Here is a 20,827-nt window from a genome sequence, read left to right on the forward strand (position 1 = left end):
ACGACACCGAGTGACACGGCGCGGCATGAACGCACGATGCATCCTGGACCTGAGGTGCGGAAACGGCACTCGCTGACATCAGCCGACACTTCCGTCAAGGCCCACCCGAGGACTCTTAATCAGCGGGTCCGGGGTTCGAGTCCCTGGCGGCGTACTCCAGAGAAGCAGGTAGAGATATGTCTCTACCTGCTTCTCTGCTTTTTCATACTCATTCTCCTGCTCCTCAGCGCCGACTTGGGGTTCTCCACGCAATCCGCGACGTCACCAAGTCACGGGAAGCTCGTAGACGCCGTAGACGAACCCGTCGTGCTTGAACGGGATCTCGTTCAGGCCGGTCGCGAGACCCAGGGTCGGGATGCGCCGGAGCAGTGTCGGGTAGACGACCTGCAGTTCCATCCGCGCGAGCGGCTGTCCGGCGCAGGCGTGCGGTCCGTAGCCGAAGGACGCGTGGTGGCGGGCATCGCGGCGGAGGTCGAGGCGGTCGGGGTCCGCGAAGACGGCGGGATCGCGGTTGGCGGTCTCGTTCACGACGAGGATGCCGTCGCCCTCCCGGATCGTCTGGCCACCGAGTTCGAGGTCTGCCGTCGCGACGCGCAGCAGCCCGCCGTGGGCGATGGTCAGGTACCGCAACAACTCCTCGACGGCCGACGCCACGACCGCCGGGTCTTCGGTGTCGCGGAGCAGGGCGAGCTGGTCGGGGTGCTGGAGGAGGGCGAGGGTGCCCAGGCCGATCATGTTCGCGGTCGTCTCGTGACCCGCGAAGAGCATCAGCACGCCCATGTCGGCGGCTTCGTGGCGTTCGAGCTTGCCCGCCTTGATGCGGTCGGCCAGGTCGGAGAGCAGATCGTCGCCGGGACGGTCGAGCTTCTCGCCGATCAGACCGTCGAGGTAGTCGGTCAGTTCGATCTGCGCTTGTAGCGCGGTGGAGGTGCGGTTGATGATGGCTTTGCTGTTGCGCTGGAAGAACTCGCGCTCTGAGTACGGCACGCCGAGCAGGTCGCAGATCACCAGTGACGGCACGGGGAGCGCGAACGTCTCCATGAGGTCGGCCGGGTTGGGGCCGGCCAGCATCCGGTCGAGGAACTCGTCGACGATCTTCTGCACTGCCGGCCGCATCGCCTCCATCCGCTTGACCATGAACGTGGAGCTGACCATGCGCCGCAGGCGGGTGTGGTCGGGCTCGTCCATCATGATGAAGCTCATACCGGGCCGGCGGCGGTCCTTCAGCAGCGCCGCGATCTGCGCCATCTCCGCCTCGCTGGGCCTGGTGGCCGCGCCCTGGGTCGTGACCGGCATGCCCGGCCGCGAATGGTCGACGCTCACGCGCGGGTCGCCCAGCACGGCGCGGTGCTCGGCGTGGCCGGTCACGAGCCACGGTTCGCTGCCGTCCCACAGCCGCACCCTCGTCACCGGTGCATCCGCCCGCCGTGCGCTCATGGCGGGCGCCGGGTCGAACGGGCAGCGGGCGTTCTTGGCGATGTCGTAGTCCGGAACAGTCATTGGTCGCTCCTAGTTGCGGTGATGAGCATGCGGGGGTGCAGAAGGGGGCCGGGAGGCGGGATCCTGACCGCGAGTGCGACGACGCTCATGCGGCGGACCAGCCTCCGTCACTCGGGAGCACGGCGCCGTTGACGTTCGGCGAGTCGTCGCTCAGCAACCACGTGTCGTCGCGCTGGGGTGTTGCGAGCAGGCCGCTAGCCCAACTCCCACCTGGTGCCGTACCGGAGATCGACGAGCGCGGTGTCGCCTGCCCGCAGAACCCGGTCGAGGATGATCTCCGCAACGAGCAGCTCGTGCAGCTCACTCACTGCGTCGTGCTCACAACCCGGCCTTGTCCAGCAAGTCCAGCATGAGTTGTGGCGGGAGGCCGGGGTTGGCGCCGGCGGTCGCGCAGACGTCCGGATCTCGGTCCTCGACCAGTGCCCGCAGGATCTCCGGCGGGGTCTTGAGGTGCCCGGCCACGCCCGCGCGGACGTGGCTGTCGGGGTCGGTGGCCAGTCTGGTCAGGATCTCGAGCGGCAACTCGGGACCTGCCGGAGCGATCGATCGCCGTCGCGGGTCGGAATGCGAGGCGAAGCGGATGAAGGCCTCCGGCGGGAAGTTCGGGTGTTCGACGATCAGCGGCCGGTGCTTCAGGTGCTCGCCGTGCTGGGCTACCAGTCGTTCGAGGACTTCGCCGGGGGTGTCCGGGCGATGCGCGACCAACCGGCGGATCCCGACGTTCTTGTCGTTGTGCAGGGCGGCCACCACTTCCGGCGGCAGGTCGGGGCTCGCCGCGACTTCCGCACGGAAGCAGTAGATCGGGGAGTCCAGATAGGTCAGCCGTTCTGCCAGTGGCAGCTGGGAAACCCACGGCACGTCGGTCGCGTTCAGCACGGTCAGCGCGAACGATTCCTCATTCCACGGATCCGTGGCGGCGGAGCACAGGGCTCGATGCAGTTCGCGGCGCCGATCCTCTGGCAGGTCCTGGCGGAGGATCACATGCGCCCGCACGTACGCGCTCGGGTCCTCGGCCAGACGATCCCGCAGGTCCGTTGGCAGGACCGGATTCTTGGCGACCTCGGCGCGCAACTCCTCGTTGTCAGTGGCCAAGAGTTGTTCGGCGATCTCCCTGCTCAAAGTGGCGTAAGACGCGACGCTCGCTCTCGTGGCCTCGTCGGTCAGCAGCCTCTGATGTAGATCTTCGGGTGCTTCGCCGTGCGGATGGCCCGCGACGCTTCGGCGCACGCCGGGATCCGGATCGGCGAGCAACGCGCGGCGAACGTCCTCCGGCATGGGGTAATCCCAGGCGCTGCCAAGGGCGGCGCGCACCTTCGGGTCCGCATGCGTGGCCAGCGTGGAAAGATCCTTCTCCCCCGCGTATGTCGCGAGGTCGGATGCTGAGACCTCGATGTTCATGTCGATCGAGTGCTGGATGTACTCCAGCCGTGTGGCCGGGTCGTCCAACCCGAGCGAGTTGCCGGTCGCGAGCAGCTTCTCGACCAGCTCGGGCGACTTGTCCTCCCGCCGCCTCGCGATCTGACGAGCCGCCACGGGCACCAGGCGAAGCAGGACCTCCAGCGGGGCCGCCGGGTTCTGGCCCATACCTTCCAGTGCCTTCTTCAGCCTCGCGTCCACACCCCCATCCTGCCCGAGCGTCCCCTCACCGGGCCAGCTTCAGCCCGCCGTCGGGGACGTGCGCGGACGGTTGCCGCAGTAGCTGAGCCGGTGGTCCGCCCCGCGCACGGCCCACACGATGACGAGCAACGCGACCGCCCACAGCGGGTAGCCCATCGCGATCTTCGCGATCGTCATCCAGCCGACCTCGTTGTACTCATAAAGCCGTTGCAACACAACGAACCGCGCCGCGAACACGACAGCGAGCACGGCGGTGGCGATGCTGTACCGCCGCAGCGACGGACGGTCGTGGCGCCACCACATGCCGGTTCCCTGCACGGCGCTCCGGATCACCCCGACCAGCGGCCGCCGGAGCAGGATCGAGGCCGTCAGGGCGATGGCCACCGCGCCGTACCACCAGATGTCGGCCAGGAAGAAGTCGCGGGCCTCACCGCTTCTGGCAGCGAGGAACCCGGCCACCGCCACGCCGACGAAGCCGCCGAACGCCGGCCGCAGAGACTGTCGGCGTGCCGCACGCATCAGCGTGATGAGCACGGCGGCGCCGATGGCGGCGGCTATCGCCGGGTACACGCCCCACCAGGCGTTGGCGATCACCAGCACCGTGGGTGGCAACGACGACTGGAACAGTCCGTTCACGCCACCTGTGTGCTCCCACACCGTTGGCTCGGGGCGATCACTGTCGGAGCCGTTCATCAGGATCCTCCGTTCCCCAGTTCGATGGACCGCCGGGCGCGAGCCTCGTCGTCGCCGTAGCCGACCAGCAGCCGGAAGGTCATGTCGTCGAGGACGAACCGCGCCTGTTCGTCCGGCATCAGGCCCGCGGCCGTCATGGCGACCACCCCGTGGCGCATGCTCCACAGCTGTGCCGCCCAGACCGGAATCAGGGACTCCCGCGCGGCCGGGAAACGGCCGTCGGCCACGCACCGGCGGATCAGCGCGGTCAGCCGTTCGAACGTCGAGACGCCCAGGTTGTCGTCCTCCGGCGCACGGTCCAGGAACATCGCCCGGTACAGGTGCGGCTTCGCCACGCCGATCTCGAAGAACGCCGCGCCGGTCGCGACGAGGTCGGCGACCGGGTCGTCCGAGGCCGGCAGGGCGTCGAGCCGCGCGTTCAGGCGGGCGAAGCCCTCCTCCCGGACCGCCCAGCGGACCTCCGCCATGTTCCGGAACCGGCTGAAGACGGCCATCGTCGAGGAGCCGATCTCGGCCGCGAGCCGGCGACTGGTGAGCGCGGCCGGTCCTTCCACGGCCAGCACCCGCGCGGCCGCTTCGACCAGCATCGCCCGCACGGTGGGGTCGGCGGTTCGTGGACTCATGCGGGTAGCATACCAGCGTTATATATCATCGGTACGAAATTGGGCGGCTAGATTCGAGAAGTGACCGATCTTCGCGAGCTGTACCTCGATCTGCACCGCCATCCCGAACTGTCGCTCCAGGAGTTCCGCACGGCCGGCGTACTGGCGGATGCCTTGCGGCCGTTGGGTTACGAGGTGACCACCGAGGTGGGCGGTACCGGCGTGGTCGGCGTGCTGCGCAACGGGGACGGTCCGGTGGTGCTGCTCAGGGCGGACATCGACGCGTTGCCGGTGGAGGAGAAGACCGGGCTGGAGTACGCCTCGACTGCCCGCGCGACCAACTCGGACGGCGAGAACGTGCCGGTAGCGCACGCGTGCGGGCACGACATGCACGCCACGTGCCTGATCGGGGCGGCCGCGGAACTGGCCAGGACCCGGGAGGAGTGGTCGGGGACCCTGCTCGCGGTCTTCCAGCCGGCGGAGGAACTGGGCTGCGGCGCGCGGAACATGGTCGAGGACGGGCTGTTCGACCGGTTCGGCAGGCCGGACGTCGTGCTGGCGCAGCACGTCGGCCCGCTGCCGGCCGGGATGATCGCCCACGGCAGCGGGCCGCTGATGGCGGCCTCGGACGCGGTCGAAGTCACGTTGTTCGGGCGCGGCGGCCACGGTTCGGCGCCGGAGACCGCGGTCGATCCGGTGCTGATGGCCGCGCACGCGGTCGTGCGACTTCAGGGCATCGTCTCGCGCGAGGTCTCGCCCAGCGAACGTGCCGTCGTCACGATCGGAAAGGTGCAGGCCGGCACGAAGGCGAACGTCATCCCCGAGACCGCCGAACTCGGGATCAGCATCCGCACGTTCAACGAACACACACGGGACATCGTCCGCAACGCCGTCGAACGCATCGTCCGCGCCGAGGCCGCCGCGTCCGGGGCACCTCGCGAACCGGAGTTCGACTGGCACGGCAGCACCCCGGTGCTGGTGTCCGATCCGGACGCGACGGCGACGACGGTGGCCGCGTTCACCCGGCACTTCGGCCAGGAGCGCCTGATTCCCGGTGCCGTGGTCAACGCCAGCGAGGACGTGGGCGTGTTCGGCACCGCCGCCGGGGTGCCCACGGTGTTCTGGTTCTTCGGCGGCATCGACTTCGCCGCGCGCCAACCTGGTCCGGTGGCCATGAACCACTCCCCCGAGTTCGCCCCGGACATCGAACCGACCCTGACGACCGGAGTCGACGCACTGGTCGTCGCCGCACGGGCATGGCTCGCGTGACCCCTGCTCCCGGACTCGGTGAGACAGCGGAGTTGATCGTCCGGTTGTACGGTTCGTGACCGGAGGTGGAGTACCGATGGCAGATCAGTGGACGAGCGAGCTGGTCAGGTCAGCCGTGCACAACTCCGGCGCGCTGGAGTGGGATCCGGATGTCGTGGCGGATCTTCGGTGGATGCCGGGTACGGAAGTGCTCAACAACTGGCATCGGGTGTGGCGATGGGGGCCCTTGATCGGGCGGGCCGCCCTGGCGTTCACTTCCATCGAGGCCGGGTCCGCCACCGACGACCTGTCCGCGCCACACGACATCCCCAAGGGATTCGACCGCACCATGGCCGGGCAGTTCGTGGGACTCACGGCCGAGGGCTCGGCGCCGGTTCGCTGGCTGGCGTTCCGCGCCCCGCGCCTCGTTGCCCTCGAGGTCCGCGACCAGCGCCCGATCGTCGTCTGGGACAGCGCCGACAACGGTGCGGTCCTGCTGAGCGAGTCCGGCGATGGACCGCACCGCCGGCTGCGTGCCCGGTTCACCGATCACTCAGCCGTCGGCCTGCGCATGGACGTGGATGATCGCGCCCGGATGCTGGGTGCTGCGGAGAGGTAGCCCCTCGAGGACTCAGAGCAGTTTGTCGAGGGTGATCGGCAGTTCCCTCACCCGCTTCCCGGTGGCGTGGTACACGGCGTTCGCGATCGCGGCCGCCACCCCGACGTAGGTGAGCTCACCAAGCCCTTTGACGCCAAGGGGATTGACGATCTGGTCGTTGCTCTGATCGAGGAAGACGGCGTCCACCGCGGGCACGTCCGCGTTCACCGGCACGAGGTAGTCGGCGAGTCCCGCGTTGGTGAGCCTGCCGTCACGGGGGTCGGTGTTGGTCTGTTCCAGCAACGCCATGCCGATGCCGCCGACCAGACCACCGATGCCCTGGCTGTGCGCCAGTTTGGGGCTGATGATCTTGCCTGCGTCGTAGACCGCGAACAGGCGGCGGATGCGCACCAGGCCCAGCGTCTCGTCCACGGCGACCTCCGCGAACACGGCCCCGTAGCCGAAGCTGGAGTAGTGGCGGTCGGCATCGCCGGGGTCCCACTCCTGCACGGTTTCCACGTGGTCCTTGTTGCGGCGCCGCAGGATGTCCTGGTACGTCTCGCTTCGGCCTGGTGCGCCCGGCGCGGACAGTCGCCCGCCACGCACCTCGACCGTGGCCGGGTCTACGCCGTGCAACGGTGATCCCGGATCGGAGACCGCCATGCGCACCACGGTGTCGCGCAGCACGGTGCAGGCGACGTGCACGGCGGATCCCACGCTGGCCATGGTCGTGGAACCGCCGTGCGGAGGTCCTGGCGGCAGGGTGGAGTCGCCGAGCAGGAACCGCACGCGCTCGATCGGCAGGCCCAAGGCGTCCGAGGCGACCTGGGCCATCGACGTGTAGGTGCCCGGTCCCATGTCGCCGGCGGTGCTGGCCACGATGGCAGTGCCGTCCGCCTTGATCCGGGCCAGGGCCTGCGAATAGATCCGCGTCGTCTCGTAGCACGCGGTGGCGGTGCCCGTGCCCACCAGCCAGTGTCCGTCCTTAGTGGATCGGACGGCCGACTTGCGTGTGGCCCAGCCGAACCGTTGTTTACCCAGGTCGAAGCACTCCCGCAGCCGTCTGCTCGAGAACGGCAGGCCGGAGAACGGGTCGCGGTCGGGCTCGTTGCGCATCCGCAGGTCGATCGGGTCGATGCCGAGCTCGTACGACAGCTCGTCGATGCCGCTCTCGATCGCGAACGCCGCCGGAGCCACCCCTGGCCCCCGCATGAACACCGGGGTCTGCACGTCCAGTTCGGCCAGCTGGTACGTCACGCGGGCGTTCGGGCTGGTGTACAGGAAGCGGGCCAGCACGGGCATGTTGTCGGTGTGCTGCTCGTAGTTGGACGTTTCGGCGACCGACTCGTGGATGATCGACTGGATCCGTCCGTCACGGGTGGCGCCGACGGCGAAGCGCTGGCGGCTCGCGGCGCGATACCCGGCGCTGGAGAACAACTGCCGCCGGGTCACGACCAGTTTCACCGGGCGTTGCGCGGTTTGCGCGGCCAGCGCGGCCAGCGTGGTGTGCGGCCACGTCCGCAGGCCGTTGCCGAACGCACCGCCGATGAACGGCGCGATGACGTGCACCGAGCCGGCTTCGAGGCCGAAGATCGCTTCGAGTTCGTCGGCCGCTGACTTGACGTACTGGGTCTTCTCCCACAACGTCAGTTTGCCGTCGTCCCAGCGCGCGATGGTCGCGTGCAGTTCCATCGGGTTGTGGTGCTCGCGGGCCAGCCGGTAGACCTCGTCGACCTGGACGTCGGCCGCGGCCAGTGCGGCATCCGGCATGCCTCGCGAGTAGTCGTCGGGCACCGTCACCAACGGGCGAGCGTGCCGGTCGATCTCGGTCACCGGGCGTTCGGCGGTGTACTGCACGGAGACCAGCGAAGCGCCGTGCTCCGCCGCTTCGAGCGTGTCGGCGACGACGACGGCCACCGGCTGGCCGTAGAACTTTACCTCGTTGTCCTGCAACACATGCAGTCGTTCGCCGACCGCCGGATCGATGTACGCCGCCTTGTACGGCCGGTACGGCAGTTTCGGCGCGTTGAGGTGCGTCAGGACATGGCGAACGCCGGGATGTGCCAGCGCCGCACGAGTGTCGAAGCCCGTGATGACACCCTTGCCGACCGAGCTGACCACCATGATCGCGTGCATCAGGTCGGGCATGACGAAGTCGGCGGTGTACTGCACTTGCCCGCTGACCTTCAGCGGGCCCTCCACCCGTGATCGGGCGGTGCCGATCTCGGTCATCGCGTCCCTCCGATGGTCTCGAGCTGCCTGGCGATCGTGCGCCGCAGCAGTTCGACCTTGAACTCGTTGTGGGCCAGCGGTTTCGCGCCGTCTGCGGCCCGCGCGGCAGCGGCTTGCCAGGTGTCGGCGCCGGGACGACGGCCGATCAGGGCCTGCTCCACCGCGGAAAGCCGCCACGGCACGGTCCCGACGCCTCCCGCGGCGACACGGGCGGAACGGATGCGGCCACCGGTGATCTCCATGGCCACTGCCGCCGACGTGAGCGCGAACTCGTACGACTGCCGATCACGGACCTTGAGATAGCCGGACCTCTGCGTGTACGGGCCGGCCGGGACGGTCACGGCGGTGATCAGCTCACCCGGCCGCAGGTCGTTCTCCACGTGCGGGGTACCGCCCGGTTGCCGGTAGAACGCGTCGAGCGGAACCTTCCTGATGCGGCGATCAGGATCGCGCAGTTCGACAGTGGCGCCCAGAGCAATGAACGCCACGGCGACGTCCGACGCGTGGGTTGCCACGCAGGACTGGGACCCGCCCAGGATGGCGTGCATGCGGTTGTCGCCTTCCAGCGCTCCGCAGCCGCTGCCCGGTGCACGTTTGTTGCACGGCGCGGTGACGTCGCGGAAGTAGGTGCACCGACTGCGCTGCAACAGGTTTCCACCGATGGTCGCCTTGTTGCGCAGCTGCGCGGAGGCGCTCAGTTCCAGCGCCTGCGAGATCACCGGGTACCGCGACCTGACCTGCCGATCGGCGGCCAGGTCCGCCATCGTGACCAACGCGCCGATCCGCAACCCGGCCGGACCGCAGCCGATCAGCCGGTACGGCAGCCCGGTGATGTCCACAACGGACTCCGGGCGCTCGACGGTCTCCCGCATCAGGTCGATCAGGGTCGTGCCGCCGGCGATGTAGCGCGCCCCACGACGGCCCGCTGCCAGTGCCGCGCGTTCGTCCGCGGCTTTGCTGAAGGCGAAAGGAAACATGAGTGGCTGCCCTCAACCCTTGTTCGAGGCTTGCTGGATGGCCGAGACGATGTTGGTGTACGCACCGCACCGGCAGATGTTGCCGCTCATCCACTCCCGGATCTCCTCGGCGGATCCGGTGTGCCGCTCGGCGATGCACCCGAGGCCGGACATGATCTGACCGGCCGTGCAGTAACCGCACTGGTAGCCGTCGCAGTCGATGAAGGCCTGTTGCAACGGGTGCAACCGCTCGCCGTCCGCGACACCTTCGATCGTCGTCACGGATGCGCCTTCGTGCATCACGGCCAGCGTCAGGCAGGAGTTCACCCGCTTGCCGTCGAGCAGGATGGTGCAGGCGCCGCACGCACCCTGATTGCACCCCTTCTTGGTACCTGTCATCCCCAGCCGCTCCCGCAGGAGGTCCAGCAACGACGTGCGGTTGTCCACTGTGATCGTCCGCGGTTCATCGTTGATCGTCAGGCGGATCTGGCGACTTCCCGCACCGGCGTCGGCAACACCTTCTGCCGCAACGGCTTCCGCGTTGATCAGGTCCGCCGCCACGGCCGCACCCGCCACCGTGACAGCTCCCGCGACGAAGGTCCTGCGCTTGACGGCCGTCTGCGCGACCTCACCGGCCGACTCTGGTCTGTCCACGAAGTGTGCCCCTCCCAATGGGTTGGTCGCTCAGGCACCAAGGATGCAAAGCCCGCTTCCGAAACCTCAAGGAGACCGATCACACGGGCAGGAAACCGTGCCCGCGTGCGCCGAGGACCGCGAATTGAGACACCGGGTACCGCGAATCCCTGGTAGTTCCAAAAGCCTCACGCTTACGGTGCACCTGCGTGTGTCCACAAGGGATGAACCGAACGCTGCTCGTGTCCGAACTTTCACACGGCGACTGAGGATGACACCCGTGGTCGAACACTCCCATGACGACGTCGCGGCCTACCTGAACGAGGTCGTGCAGCTGGCGATGTCAGCGGACCCGGATGCCGCGTCCCAGGCGGTGGCGCTCGCCCAGGTGCAGCGCGTGGCTGCCTGGGGCCTGTACACGGCGGTCACCGCGGCACGCGAAGACGGCGCCAGCTGGCGGGACATCGCCGACCTCCTGGAGGTCTCTTCGGCCACCCTGTATCGGCGCTACCAGCAAAACGCGGGCATCACGGTGCCGATTCCGGCCTCGGTAACGCTGTCCGCACCGGCAGAAGCGGCAGAACCGGCCCAGCCGGTCCTCGGCTTCGGCACGGCGGGGGCCAACCTGTTCGTCGGCCGGCGCGTGGAACTGGCCGACCTGCAGGTACTGCTGCGGCAGCGCAGGCTCATCACCCTGCACGGGCCGCCCGGCGTCGGGAAATCGCGCCTGGCGGCCGAACTTCTCCGCCGGGTCCAGCGCTCCTATCGCGGCGGCGTGACGGTGGTCCAGCTCGCCAGGGCCGACGACTTGGCGGAAATCGAGCGCGCTATCACGATGCGGCGCAACGAGCAGATGCTGCTCGTCCTGGACAACTGCGAGCATCTGATCGATGAGCTGGCACCGGTCGTGAATCGTCTGCTGGCCAAGCATTCGCAGCTGCGTGTCCTGGCGACTTCGCGCGAAGGGTTGCACATCGCGGGCGAGGCGGAGTTCGAGGTGCGGCCGCTTCCGCGAGTACCGCTCGATTCCGGGAGCCGGGTCTCACCGGCGTTCCAGTTGTTCGTCGATCGGGCGCGGTGCGTGCACGCCGACATCGACGTCGAGGAGCACGGTCGGGCGATCGCCGAGCTGTGCAACGACCTCGACGGGCTCCCGCTCGCGATCGAGATGGCCGCCCAGACCTCCAGGCTGCTCCCGCCGCGGCTGCTGCTGGCACGCTTCGCCGAACGGCTCGACCTCCTCACCGACGCCACACGTTGCTCCGCCGGCAGGCACGGCACGCTGCGCGAAGCGATCGAGTGGAGTTACCGGCTGCTCGACCCTGCCGGCCAGGCGGCCTTCCGCAGGCTGGCCGCACTGCCCGGCGGGTTCGACCACGAGTCTGCGTCCGCCGTGCTGACGGACCTGGAGGTGAGCGGTCCAGCCCGGTGGGCACTGCTCACGAGGTTGCAGGCCAAGTCTTTGCTGGCCGCCGACAACGGCCGGTTCCGGATGCTTCAGTCCGTTCGTGCCTTCGGTACGGACCTGCTGGACCGGCAGGGGGAGACCGATCGGATCGACCGGCAGATCATCGAGTGGTTCACCGGTCACGCCCAGCGCCAGGCAGCGGTGATCTGGGCGAACGACGCACCTGTGCTGCGCGACCGCACCCTGGCCGAGCACGAGAACATCCGCCACGCCGTCGACACCGCGGCGCGGACGGCTGATCCGCGACTGGCCCTGCTCACCAACCTGCTCGCCACCTGCCTGCTCTGGCGCGGCGATCACGCACGGGCAGCGAGTCTCCTCGACGACCTGCTGCAGTCCCCCACGCTCAACAACACGGAGCGTGTCGAGGCGCTGCACCGACGAGCCACCAGCGCCGCCGACGCCGGTGACTTCACCTCCGCCTGCCGCTACGCCGAGCGCGGCCTCGCACTGGCCGACCTGTGCGGCGACGAGTTCTTGATCTTCAAGGGGCTCACCGTGCTGATCGGTGCCCGGCGCCATCACGCCGACGCCGCCACCACCCTGAGACTCTGCCACGTCCAGGTCGAGCGCCTGCGTCGCCTGGCTCGGCCCGCCATGGTCGGCAGAGGCCTCATCTACGTCGCCCTGTTGTCCATGGCCGACGGTCAGCCGGCCGCTGCCGAGGCGGCCATCACGGAGGCCCTCGACAAGATGGACGGCGAGGACGTCGAAACCCTCACCACCGCGGGCATCGTCGCGCTGGGGTGCGAGAGACCCGATGCCAAAGCGACCAACTACTTCATCCGTGCGCTCCGATCCGGAAACCCGAAACGCCCTGCCTGCGTCCTGGTCTGCCTCGAAGGCCTGGCACAGATCGAACTGAACCTCGGCGATCGCACCCGAGCGGCGCTCATCCTCGCCGCGGCCGCGCGTCTGCGCGAAGACCTGGGCCACATCCCGTCCCAATGGTGGACCGACCGGGTCGCCGCGGCTCGCGCCACCGCCGGGCCGGCAGAAGCCTGCGGCACCTGGACGCTCGACGACACCGTCGAGTTCGCCCTGCGTGGCGAAGCGGACGCGCCCGGCAAGAGTCCGGCCACTCCCCTGACCTCCAGGGAGGACGAGGTCGTCGAACTCCTGGTCGCCGGGTACACCATCGCGCAGACAGCCACTCGCCTCGGGATCAGCCCTCGCACCGTGCATTCGCACCTGGGTGCCGTTCGCGCCAAGCTCGACCTGCCGAACGTCGTGGCCATCGCCACCTGGGCCACTAAACGCGAAACGAACTCATAGCCCGAGCGCCAATTGAGACCGCAGGGAGTCATCCCGTCTCACGACGAGACACCCCAAGGTCGCTGACGTGGGCAAACGTCGTCAAACGCGCGGTGCAGCATCTACGCATGTCCCAGGGCATCGTCTCGCGCAGAATAGGAATTGCGCCGAACTCGATTACACGCTGTGAATACGTAACTTTTACCGACGCGGAGCCAGCGCCTCCCCTGTGATCGTTGATGTCATCCCCGATGGAGGCGCGATGAACACGAGCCGGCACCGAACAACACCGAATGCATCATGACGTCGACACGGCATCCGCGGCTGATCGTCAACGTCGACGCGCTGCGCTCGGAGCAACCACCCCACGACCCGACAGGACTCGGCCCCCACGCTTCCGCCGTGGTCACCGCCGTCGCCGTCCTCGGACCGAAAGCCCCGTTGCGCGACACGGCGGAGCTCGCGGGACTCACCCTGGACGAGACACTGGCCGCGGTGGACCGGCTTTTCTCGGCGGGCGTGCTCGTCGGGTCGGTACCACTGTCCTTTCAGGACCAGAACGCTGCCGAGCGGGTGCTGGCGGAACTGCCGATGGGGACCCGGATCACGGCGCGGCTGCGTGCCGCCGAGATTCTGCGCCGGTATCCGGGCAACGCCGAGCGGGTCGCCCGGCAACTCGTGGAGGTCGGCGCGACCGGCCTGGACTGGGCGGGGAAGGTGTGCGACGAGGCCGCCACCGCCGCCATCGCCGAACGAGGGGACCACCGGGCAGCGGCGGACTACCTGTGCCACGCGTTGTCCGAGCCGATGACCTCGCCCGACCGCGCGGCCGCCGTCTTCCGGCTGGCCGACCTGCTCGCCGACACCGAACCGCTCCCGGCGCTCACCCTCGTCCTGCGAGAGCTGCGGGACCAGGACACGTGCGCGGAGGCGACGACGGTGGGCGCGATGCTGATCCGGCTCGCCGCGCGTCTGCGCGACAACCCCGTTGCCACGCGCCGGGTGGACGAGGCGACCGGGCTGCTGATCGCTCTCGATCGGGAGGCGGCCGCGCGGGTCGTCGTCGCCGGCGCGGCCATGGCCGTGTTCCGTCCCGGCGCGGCAGGACGGTTGACCGAGCTGGAACGCCTGCTCGTCGCGGCGAACGTGTCGTCTGCCCGGCACGGTCTCCTCGCGGTGCGCGCCTGCCTCCGCGCATTGCTCGCGCCACGCGCGGGGGGCGCGGTCGATCTCGCCGCCACCGTGCTCGCCGAGGCGGACCCCGGCCACGAGGAAGACGCGCGCTGGCTCGCCTTGTGCGCTCTGTTGCTGGCAGGCGACGACACCGCGGCGGAGCAGGCATGCCGCCAGATCACCCTCGAGGGCGGTTCACTGCGGTGCTGGCTCGGTGCCGAACTCGTCCTCGTGCACAGCATGCGCAAACGCGGCCGTCTACCGGAAGCGGTCAGGGCGGCGGAATCGCTGCTGACGAGGTGCGTCGAGCTCGGCCTCCGCGATGATCACCGGGTCGTCGTCACGGCGGCGGCCTGCCTGGCGGAAGCACTGGTGCACGGCGGTGACGCGCAACGTGCCGGGCTGGTGCTCGCCCAGTACGGCCTCGACAAGGGCGAGACCGCCCCCGCCACCGCGATGTGGGTGCTCCGAGCCAGAGGCGCGGTGTCGGCCGCGCACGGGCAGTGGGAAGAGGCGCTCGCCGACCTGCTGAAGTGCGGCCGCCAGGTCGCCGCCTGGTCGAGGCTCACCGCGGACTTCGTGCCGTGGCGGTTCGAGGCGGTCGTGACGGCGCTGCGAGCCGGACGCCAGGAGGAGGCGCTCGCCCTGGCACAGGCGGACATCATCGCGGCGAGGATCCGCGACACCCCTCGTGCGCGAGGATTCGCCGCATACGCTCACGGCCTTTGCACACAAGGATCACAACAGGCCGAACTGCTGACCGAAGCCGCGGAGTTGCTGCACGAGGCGGGATCGACGCTGGCCGAGGCCCGTGCCCTGCACGATCTCTCCACGGCACTGCTGGGCCTGGATCGTGCGGCCGAGGCGGAGTCGGTGCTCGCCCGCGCCGACGAGCTCACCCGCGTCTGCGGCGCAGGACGCCCCGGCGCGTGGTTCAGCGAGGCCGTGGCCGTGGACCGGCCGGTGCTCACGCCCCAGGAACGCCGCATCGTGCGCCTGGTCGTGCTGGGCCGTTCCAACCTCGAGATCGCGGCAGAACTCAGGCTCGCCCGCAGGACCGTCGAGTTCCACCTGTCCGGGGTGTACCGCAAGCTGGGGGTCAGGGGTCGCCGGGAGCTCGCGGAGATGTCGGGCGCCGACGCGGACTGACGGCCACAGGTGCACACCTGTCTGTCCACTTTGGGCAGACAGCTCGTGTGCACCGCGCACAGGTGTAACCCTTTCGAGCCATGAACAACCACACCAGCCGCGGCATCCCCGTACGCCCAGGTCTTCGGATGCGCGGACTCCCGCGTGCCGGTCGAGGTGGTCTTCGACGAGGACTTCGGCGACCTGTTCGTCATCCGCACCGCCGGGAACGTGCTGGCCGACCCCGTGGTCGGCACGATCGAGTACGGCGTGCTGGCGCTGAAGACGCCGCTGATCGTGGTCCTGGGCCACACGGGCTGCGGTTCGCAGGGTGCTGGACAAAGGTGGGGACATCTACGCCGCGGCTCTGGAGGAGCACATTCGCAGTACCGTCGTCGCCACGCTGCAGAACAACCCCGGATTCGCCGGCCCGCTCAACGAGGGAAAGTTGCGCGTCGTCGGGGCGCTCTACGATCGGAGCACCGCCGAGGTCACCGTTTACTGACAGCGAGCGTCGGCGCTCAGATCATGCCCGCGCGCAGTGCATATGCGACCGCGTGCGGTCGGTTGCGCAGTTTCAGCCGCTGGTTGAGGCCGGAGATCACGCTCTTCACGGTCCGTTCGGAATAGCAGAGCTTGCCCGCGATCTCCGAGGTCTCACAGCCGTCCGCCATCAGCCGCAGCACGTCGACCTCGCGCGGGCTAAGGCCCGCGGTGTTCATCCCCTTGGGCGCCAGCAGTTCTCGTTGCAGGCGCTCCACGTGCTGCAGCACCTCGCCGAGCATCGCCGGGGGCAGCACGCCACCACCGGACGCGGCGGCACGGACGCTGTGCACCAGGCGGTCGGTGGTGACGGCGACCCTGGGCAGGACGGCCACCACGCGGCACTCGATGGCGGCCAGCAGCTGCGCCTCCTGCAGCTGGTTCACGACCAGCACGACCGGGACGCGGTCGTTCACGGCGGCACGGCGCAGGACCGACAACAGCTCCGGCGACAGCGCGTCGGAGGCCACCACCCGGACGTCGACATCGGCCGACGGGAGTCGCTCCTCGATCTTGATCCCGTCCTGGGCCCGCAGCATGCTGACGAGTCCCGCGAAGGTGAGCGGATCCGGTGAGTGGAGTGAGATGCGAAGGGATTCCACGAAGTTCTCCCCGTCTGGACCAAGAAGTAGACGCCGTTCATGCTGGTGTCGCGAGCCGCGGGAGACATCGGCCAGCTGACAAGTTCCGCACTTGGCGTACTTGAGCTGCGACAACGACGTCCGCAAGGGCACAGTCGTGGTCCGTAGGGCCATCCTGCTGAGACAGGTCGGGGAACCTGCGGAGGCCACCTGCGGAGGTGGGCCGGGCGTGGCCGCGGAACACCTGGCGCGATCTCCACGCGGCCGGGGACATGACCTTGCGGGCAGCAGACCCCCGCTCCAAGGGCACGGTCTGTGCTGGCGCTGTCGCTCCCGGCCCGGGGTGGAGGACGCTGCAATCAACTGTGGTCACGGCGTAGGAGCGGCATGGCGAACGGCAGCGGCGACGGCCTCGTCGGCGACCTGGTGCTCCACCTCGCCGAGGAGGGACGGCTGTCGCTGGAACCGGCGCACGCGGGGGACATCGTGGACGACCTGGTTCGTACGCTCGCCTCCGTCACTTTGCTGCTGCGCACCGCGGAGACCAGCCACGCGGACTGCGCCGCCGAATGGTTGCTGCCGGGCAACGGGACCGCCTCACCGGAGTGGAACCACGAAGCGCTGGAGGCGGCGCGGCGCGAGCTGCCCAAGTACATCGAGGCGTTTCGGATCATTCGCGACCGATCGCGGTAGCCGGCCGACGCATCCTGTCGTGCGCCGCCGGTGCCCGTCGCTGCAGACACCGGCGGCCTACTTCACCTGATCTCGTTGACCAGCGCCAACGCGCCTGCCGCGTCGTGTTCCGGAGCGAACATCTCCGCGCGACGGGCGTACGGCGTCGGAGCCCAGGCGAGCAGGGACGTGCCGATGTTCATCCCTCCGCCGAACCCGCAGAGCACGACGAGGTCGTTCTCTGCGAGCAACCTCTTGCGATGCACCAGGTCCAGCGTGACGGGGATGGAGGCGGCGCCGGTGTTGCCGTACTGCTCGAGCGCGAGGTGGCACGTGGCATCCCGCAGGCCGAGTGTGGGCCACACGTCACCGAGCATCGCGCCGTTCGCCTGGTGCGGCACGAAATGCCGGATGTCCCGCGGTGCCACCTCGGCCTGCTGCAGCAGCGCCGCCACCTCGTTGCCGAGGCTGTCCTCGACGAAGTGGCGCACCGCGCGTCCGTCCATCGTGAAGTAGTGCTGCCCGTTGGCCACGGTGTCGGCCGACGCCGGCGTTCTGCTGCCGCCGGCGGGAACGGCGATCAGCTCGTGCTGGTCGCCTCTTGTGGTGAGGCGTGTGCTCAACACTCCCTGGCCTGCCGCTACCGGGCCGAGCAGCACGGCGCCCGCTCCGTCACCGAACAGGATCGCGGTCTTCCGGTCGGAGCGGTCGAGGATGCGGGAGTAGATGTCCGCGCCGATGACGAGCGCGTACCCGCCTGGCTGGTCGTTCAGCAGGCTGTTCGCGATGGACAGGGCGAAGACGAAGCCGCTGCAGACGGCGTTCACGTCGAACGCCGCCGCGTTGGTGGCGCCGATCAGGTGCTGGACTACCTCGACTGAGGTCACGTCGCCCCCTGATGGGAAGGTGTGGACAGCCGCGCCGGAATGAGGAGTTCCCGGTGGGAACGGCCAACGTTGCAGGCCTCAGTCTCAAAGCCGTCCGGCGCCCGGAGCAATCGACGTGAGTGACGTGCTGCACTCCAGTGCCAGCGGTAGTGCCTTGAGGTGCAGGATGACGACCGCGAGGTTTGTCGGCGTGCCGCACCTGCACGAAGGTGAAAACCCTTGGCCGACCGGAAGCAACGTCGTGCGCTGTTCTCGACGTTCCCGGTTCACTGCCGATTCATCGACAGCAACGGGGTCTCGGTCCACAATGGATTTGTCAAGCCTTGCTCACCGCCCGGTGCTGATGCCCTTCTGCTCGGCGCGCCACCCGGTTCCACAGCGTGGGGGTATGGGCGGTTCGCCGCCTACTGGTGCCCCACAGCCGATGTCGACGACCTCCAGTTGCTGAAGTGATCAGTGACCGAGGGTGGAACCGCACCTCCGCCCCAGCGCGTCGCCGACTCCGATGCAACGTTTCCCCGCGTCCGGCCACTACCCGGCAGCACCACGAGCTGCTTTGGGGGTCGGAAACTGTGCGCAGACAGGTGATCGGTGTCCTCGTCGCCGCCGCGGCGATGGGGACGGCAACGGGTACCGCGGCGGCGCAGGACGGCGCCGAGGTCGAGATCTTCTGGGACCGCAACCGCGACGGCGTGCGGCAGGACGACGAACCGCCCTACCGCAGTGCGTCGTTCAAGGTCTCCAAACCGACCAACCTCGCCTATCGGGTGCAGGCCGACCTGAACGGAAAGGCGACGCTCGAGCGCGGCCGGTGGACGGTGACCTTCGACGACGAGCGGTTCCTGGTCACCACGACCGCGAGCGCGGTGGTCGATCCTGCTGAGGAGGGCAGGCGGAAGCTCGTGATCGGGGTGCACGGCGCCTCGATCTGCGGCACGGCCTGGCTGGACGAGAACGCCGATGGTGAACGTCAGGAAGGGGAGGCCCTCCTCGGAGGGCAGCGGATGTTCGCGCGGTATCCGGGCATCGTCGGGGGCGAGGTCGAGGCGAGGACGGCCGACGACGGTTCGTACTGCTTCTTCGACGTGCCCGCCGACGACGTCCAGGTGTTGTCCGCTGACCGCCTGCGTGTCGACCTGACCACGTGGGGCGTGGCGGACTGGCGGTCGGAGAAGGCGAACGAGGGTCAGGCGTCGAAGTTCGACGCGCGGGACGGCAAGTCGAAGGTGTTGTCCATCGACGACCCGGCCGCGGAGATCACCGGGTTCGACACGGCGTTCGTGACGACCGAGGGCAGGGACGCCCAGGCTCTGGACATCACCGTCGTGAACCCCGACGGCTCGACCGTTCCGCGTGATCTGCGGGTCGGGGAACGGGTCAAGATCGTCGGCCGGTACCGGATCACCGGACCCGCCTACGACAGCTACGCGGCATCTCTCGATCTCCCGGACGGCATGAAGATCGTCGAGACCGAGGGCACACCGGGCGAGGCGGACTACAACCAGATCCTTCGCACCAGATTCCCGGAACGGCGGCCACCCGGTCAGGAGGAGCGGGTCGTCGCGATCGCGGTGGTGGAGAAGCCGTTCGAGCACAGCGAGGTCACGCTCTCGACCGGCGAGGACGCATTCCTCTGGGCAGGGGACGCGAACGCGGGCAACGACAGGTACTCGGTCAAGATCCGCGCGCTGCCCGCGGATCCCGCGCCGGCGGGGCGGCGGTGGGATCTGCTCATCGGCTTTCTCATCGCCACGGTGCTGGTCGTGGCTTTCGTGGCGTGGCGCAGGAGGGCCGTGAAGTGAGAGCGCTGTTGCTGGCCGTGTTGATCGTGTTCACCTGCACTCCGTTGGCGCACGCGGAGGAGAGCGCGCTCATCACCGTCTTCTGGGACCGCAACACCAACGGTGTCCGTGACGAGGGCGAGCCCGGCTACCGCGATGCGGAGGTCGCGATCCGGGACGACACGGGATACGAGGCCGTCGTGCGCACGGGAGCGGATGGGACGTACCGGTTGCCCCACGCCGGGCGGTGGAAGGTCAGTCACGAGGAGGCGAAGTTCGTCACGACCACGCCGACCTCGGTCGAGTCGGACGGCGCCCCCGTCGAGTTCGGCGTTCGCGGTGCCGAGGTGTGCGGCACGGCGTGGCTGGACAGCGACCTCGACGGCCAGATCGGCGAGCCTGAGACCCGCATCGCGGGGCACCGGATCTCGGTCGTCGGCAAGCCGGACCACGCCGCGACGACGGCGGCCGATGGCACCTACTGCCTGCACGACCTGCCGGTGGGCGCGACCCGGCTGCAGTCCGAGGACCGGGCTCGCGCCGACGGCACGGCGTGGTCCTTCACCAAGCTCAGCGACGAGACCTTCGACTCGGCGTCGAAGTTCGACCTGATGACCGGCCAGACGCTGATCTTCGACATCAAGACCCCCGGCTCCGTGATCACCGGCTACGACTCGGGATTCGTCGAGCCGCGCAGCGTGGGCGCCATCGCGGGCCCGATCACGGTCGACAAGATCGACTACGACGGGGTGCGCGTCGGTGACCTGCTGATCGTGCGGTGCGGGTACAGCGTCGGCGCCAACGTGCCCGACACGCGGGCGGCCACCCTCACCTTCCCGGACGGGCTGAAGGTCGTGAGGGGGTTCGGCGACCTCGGCCTCGACGACAAGGACGAGGAGGTGGTGGTGGACGGTCAGAAGGTCACAGCACGTACGAAGGTGCGCGTCTACAAGACCGAGCAGTCGCAAATCGTGGCGCACGTGGAGGTCCAGCACGCGTTCGCCGCTCAGAACATCACCTGTGAAGTCCTGCCGAGTCTCTACGTGCCGAGCGCCGGGTCCATGGCCACGACGACGTTCGAGATCGCGGCGATGGGCGCGGACGGACCGGGTCCGGGTCCGGCAGCGCGCGGCACGGCGCCGATCTGGAGGGTCGCCATCGCGGTGGCGCTCGTCGGCGGGGCGATTCTCGTTGTGGTGTGGCGACGTCGGCGGCGGCGCACGGCCGACTGACCGGCGGGTTCACCTGACCTCGGCCGGAT

Annotated in this window: 17 protein-coding genes and 1 pseudogene; 9 read left to right on the forward strand and 9 right to left on the reverse strand. The window is 69.0% G+C overall.

The window, feature by feature from the left end; genetic code table 11:
- Positions 1-261: 261 nt before the first annotated feature.
- From ACIA8G_RS19385 to ACIA8G_RS19400, 4 genes are all read right to left on the reverse strand, one after another.
- Positions 262-1,500 carry a cytochrome P450 gene (locus tag ACIA8G_RS19385; RefSeq protein WP_396419938.1) on the reverse strand — a complete coding sequence of 413 codons (1,239 nt, stop codon included), beginning with the start codon at positions 1,498-1,500 and terminating at the stop codon, positions 262-264.
- Positions 1,501-1,818: 318 nt separating this feature from the next.
- Positions 1,819-3,117, reverse strand: coding sequence for a hypothetical protein (locus tag ACIA8G_RS19390; RefSeq protein WP_396419939.1), 1,299 nt, complete (start codon positions 3,115-3,117; stop codon positions 1,819-1,821).
- Between the two features lie 39 nt (positions 3,118-3,156).
- On the reverse strand, positions 3,157-3,753 hold the full coding sequence (locus ACIA8G_RS19395; protein ID WP_396419940.1) for a DUF3159 domain-containing protein: 597 nt from the start codon (positions 3,751-3,753) through the stop codon (positions 3,157-3,159).
- 56 nt (positions 3,754-3,809) lie between these two features.
- Positions 3,810-4,433, reverse strand: a complete 624-nt coding sequence (locus ACIA8G_RS19400) for a TetR/AcrR family transcriptional regulator (protein ID WP_396419942.1) — start codon at positions 4,431-4,433, stop codon at positions 3,810-3,812.
- Positions 4,434-4,493: 60 nt separating this feature from the next.
- On the opposite strand from ACIA8G_RS19400, the gene ACIA8G_RS19405 reads away from it, so the two are divergent.
- Positions 4,494-5,681, forward strand: a complete 1,188-nt coding sequence (locus ACIA8G_RS19405; RefSeq protein WP_396419943.1) for an amidohydrolase — start codon at positions 4,494-4,496, stop codon at positions 5,679-5,681.
- A 76-nt stretch (positions 5,682-5,757) separates the two neighbouring features.
- Positions 5,758-6,279 (forward strand): hypothetical protein, encoded by a 522-nt coding sequence (locus ACIA8G_RS19410; RefSeq protein WP_396419945.1) that lies wholly within the window; start codon positions 5,758-5,760, stop codon positions 6,277-6,279.
- A 12-nt stretch (positions 6,280-6,291) separates the two neighbouring features.
- Here the strand turns inward: ACIA8G_RS19410 and ACIA8G_RS19415 are convergent, their stop codons facing one another.
- The 3 genes from ACIA8G_RS19415 to ACIA8G_RS19425 are packed head-to-tail and all read right to left on the reverse strand — an operon-like array spanning position 6,292 to position 10,100.
- Entirely contained in the window at positions 6,292-8,490 is a 2,199-nt protein-coding gene (locus ACIA8G_RS19415) for a xanthine dehydrogenase family protein molybdopterin-binding subunit (RefSeq protein ID WP_396419946.1), read from the reverse strand.
- Positions 8,487-9,467, reverse strand: a complete 981-nt coding sequence (locus tag ACIA8G_RS19420; RefSeq protein WP_396419947.1) for an FAD binding domain-containing protein — start codon at positions 9,465-9,467, stop codon at positions 8,487-8,489. Before ACIA8G_RS19420 ends, ACIA8G_RS19415 begins: the two co-directional genes overlap by 4 nt.
- Before the next feature lie 12 nt (positions 9,468-9,479).
- Complete coding sequence (locus tag ACIA8G_RS19425; RefSeq protein ID WP_396419948.1) at positions 9,480-10,100, reverse strand: (2Fe-2S)-binding protein; 621 nt, start codon at positions 10,098-10,100, stop codon at positions 9,480-9,482.
- Positions 10,101-10,359: 259 nt separating this feature from the next.
- Between ACIA8G_RS19425 and ACIA8G_RS19430 the strand changes: the two genes are divergently transcribed.
- The 4 genes and pseudogenes from ACIA8G_RS19430 (at position 10,360) to ACIA8G_RS19445 (ending at position 15,607) form a co-directional block, all read left to right on the forward strand.
- The gene (locus ACIA8G_RS19430) at positions 10,360-12,822 is read left to right on the forward strand and encodes a LuxR C-terminal-related transcriptional regulator (RefSeq protein ID WP_396419949.1); all 2,463 of its coding nucleotides are present in this window, start codon (positions 10,360-10,362) and stop codon (positions 12,820-12,822) included.
- 279 nt (positions 12,823-13,101) lie between these two features.
- Positions 13,102-15,123: a LuxR C-terminal-related transcriptional regulator gene (locus ACIA8G_RS19435; protein ID WP_396419950.1), complete on the forward strand. Its 2,022-nt coding sequence runs from the start codon at positions 13,102-13,104 to the stop codon at positions 15,121-15,123.
- Between the two features lie 156 nt (positions 15,124-15,279).
- Positions 15,280-15,378, forward strand: a pseudogene (locus ACIA8G_RS19440) (carbonic anhydrase); the annotation flags it as partial.
- 55 nt (positions 15,379-15,433) lie between these two features.
- Positions 15,434-15,607 carry a hypothetical protein gene (locus ACIA8G_RS19445; RefSeq protein ID WP_396420566.1) on the forward strand — a complete coding sequence of 58 codons (174 nt, stop codon included), beginning with the start codon at positions 15,434-15,436 and terminating at the stop codon, positions 15,605-15,607.
- Positions 15,608-15,623: 16 nt separating this feature from the next.
- Here the strand turns inward: ACIA8G_RS19445 and ACIA8G_RS19450 are convergent, their stop codons facing one another.
- Positions 15,624-16,247: a LuxR C-terminal-related transcriptional regulator gene (locus ACIA8G_RS19450; RefSeq protein WP_396419951.1), complete on the reverse strand. Its 624-nt coding sequence runs from the start codon at positions 16,245-16,247 to the stop codon at positions 15,624-15,626.
- Positions 16,248-16,613: 366 nt separating this feature from the next.
- Here ACIA8G_RS19450 and ACIA8G_RS19455 point away from each other — a divergent pair, with 366 nt between their 5' ends.
- Positions 16,614-16,919 carry a hypothetical protein gene (locus ACIA8G_RS19455; protein WP_396419952.1) on the forward strand — a complete coding sequence of 102 codons (306 nt, stop codon included), beginning with the start codon at positions 16,614-16,616 and terminating at the stop codon, positions 16,917-16,919.
- A gap of 62 nt (positions 16,920-16,981) precedes the next feature.
- On the opposite strand, the gene ACIA8G_RS19460 is transcribed toward ACIA8G_RS19455, so the two are convergent.
- A complete protein-coding gene (locus tag ACIA8G_RS19460) occupies positions 16,982-17,785 on the reverse strand; it encodes a 3-oxoacyl-ACP synthase III family protein (RefSeq protein WP_396419953.1) in 804 nt (267 codons plus the stop codon).
- Between the two features lie 572 nt (positions 17,786-18,357).
- Here ACIA8G_RS19460 and ACIA8G_RS19465 point away from each other — a divergent pair.
- Positions 18,358-19,587: a hypothetical protein gene (locus ACIA8G_RS19465; RefSeq protein WP_396419954.1), complete on the forward strand. Its 1,230-nt coding sequence runs from the start codon at positions 18,358-18,360 to the stop codon at positions 19,585-19,587.
- Complete coding sequence (locus ACIA8G_RS19470; protein ID WP_396419955.1) at positions 19,584-20,798, forward strand: hypothetical protein; 1,215 nt, start codon at positions 19,584-19,586, stop codon at positions 20,796-20,798. Before ACIA8G_RS19465 ends, ACIA8G_RS19470 begins: the two co-directional genes overlap by 4 nt.
- Positions 20,799-20,827: the final 29 nt, after the last annotated feature.

The sequence above is a fragment of the Lentzea sp. NPDC051213 genome, assembly GCF_044455585.1.
Classification (GTDB): domain Bacteria; phylum Actinomycetota; class Actinomycetes; order Mycobacteriales; family Pseudonocardiaceae; genus Lentzea.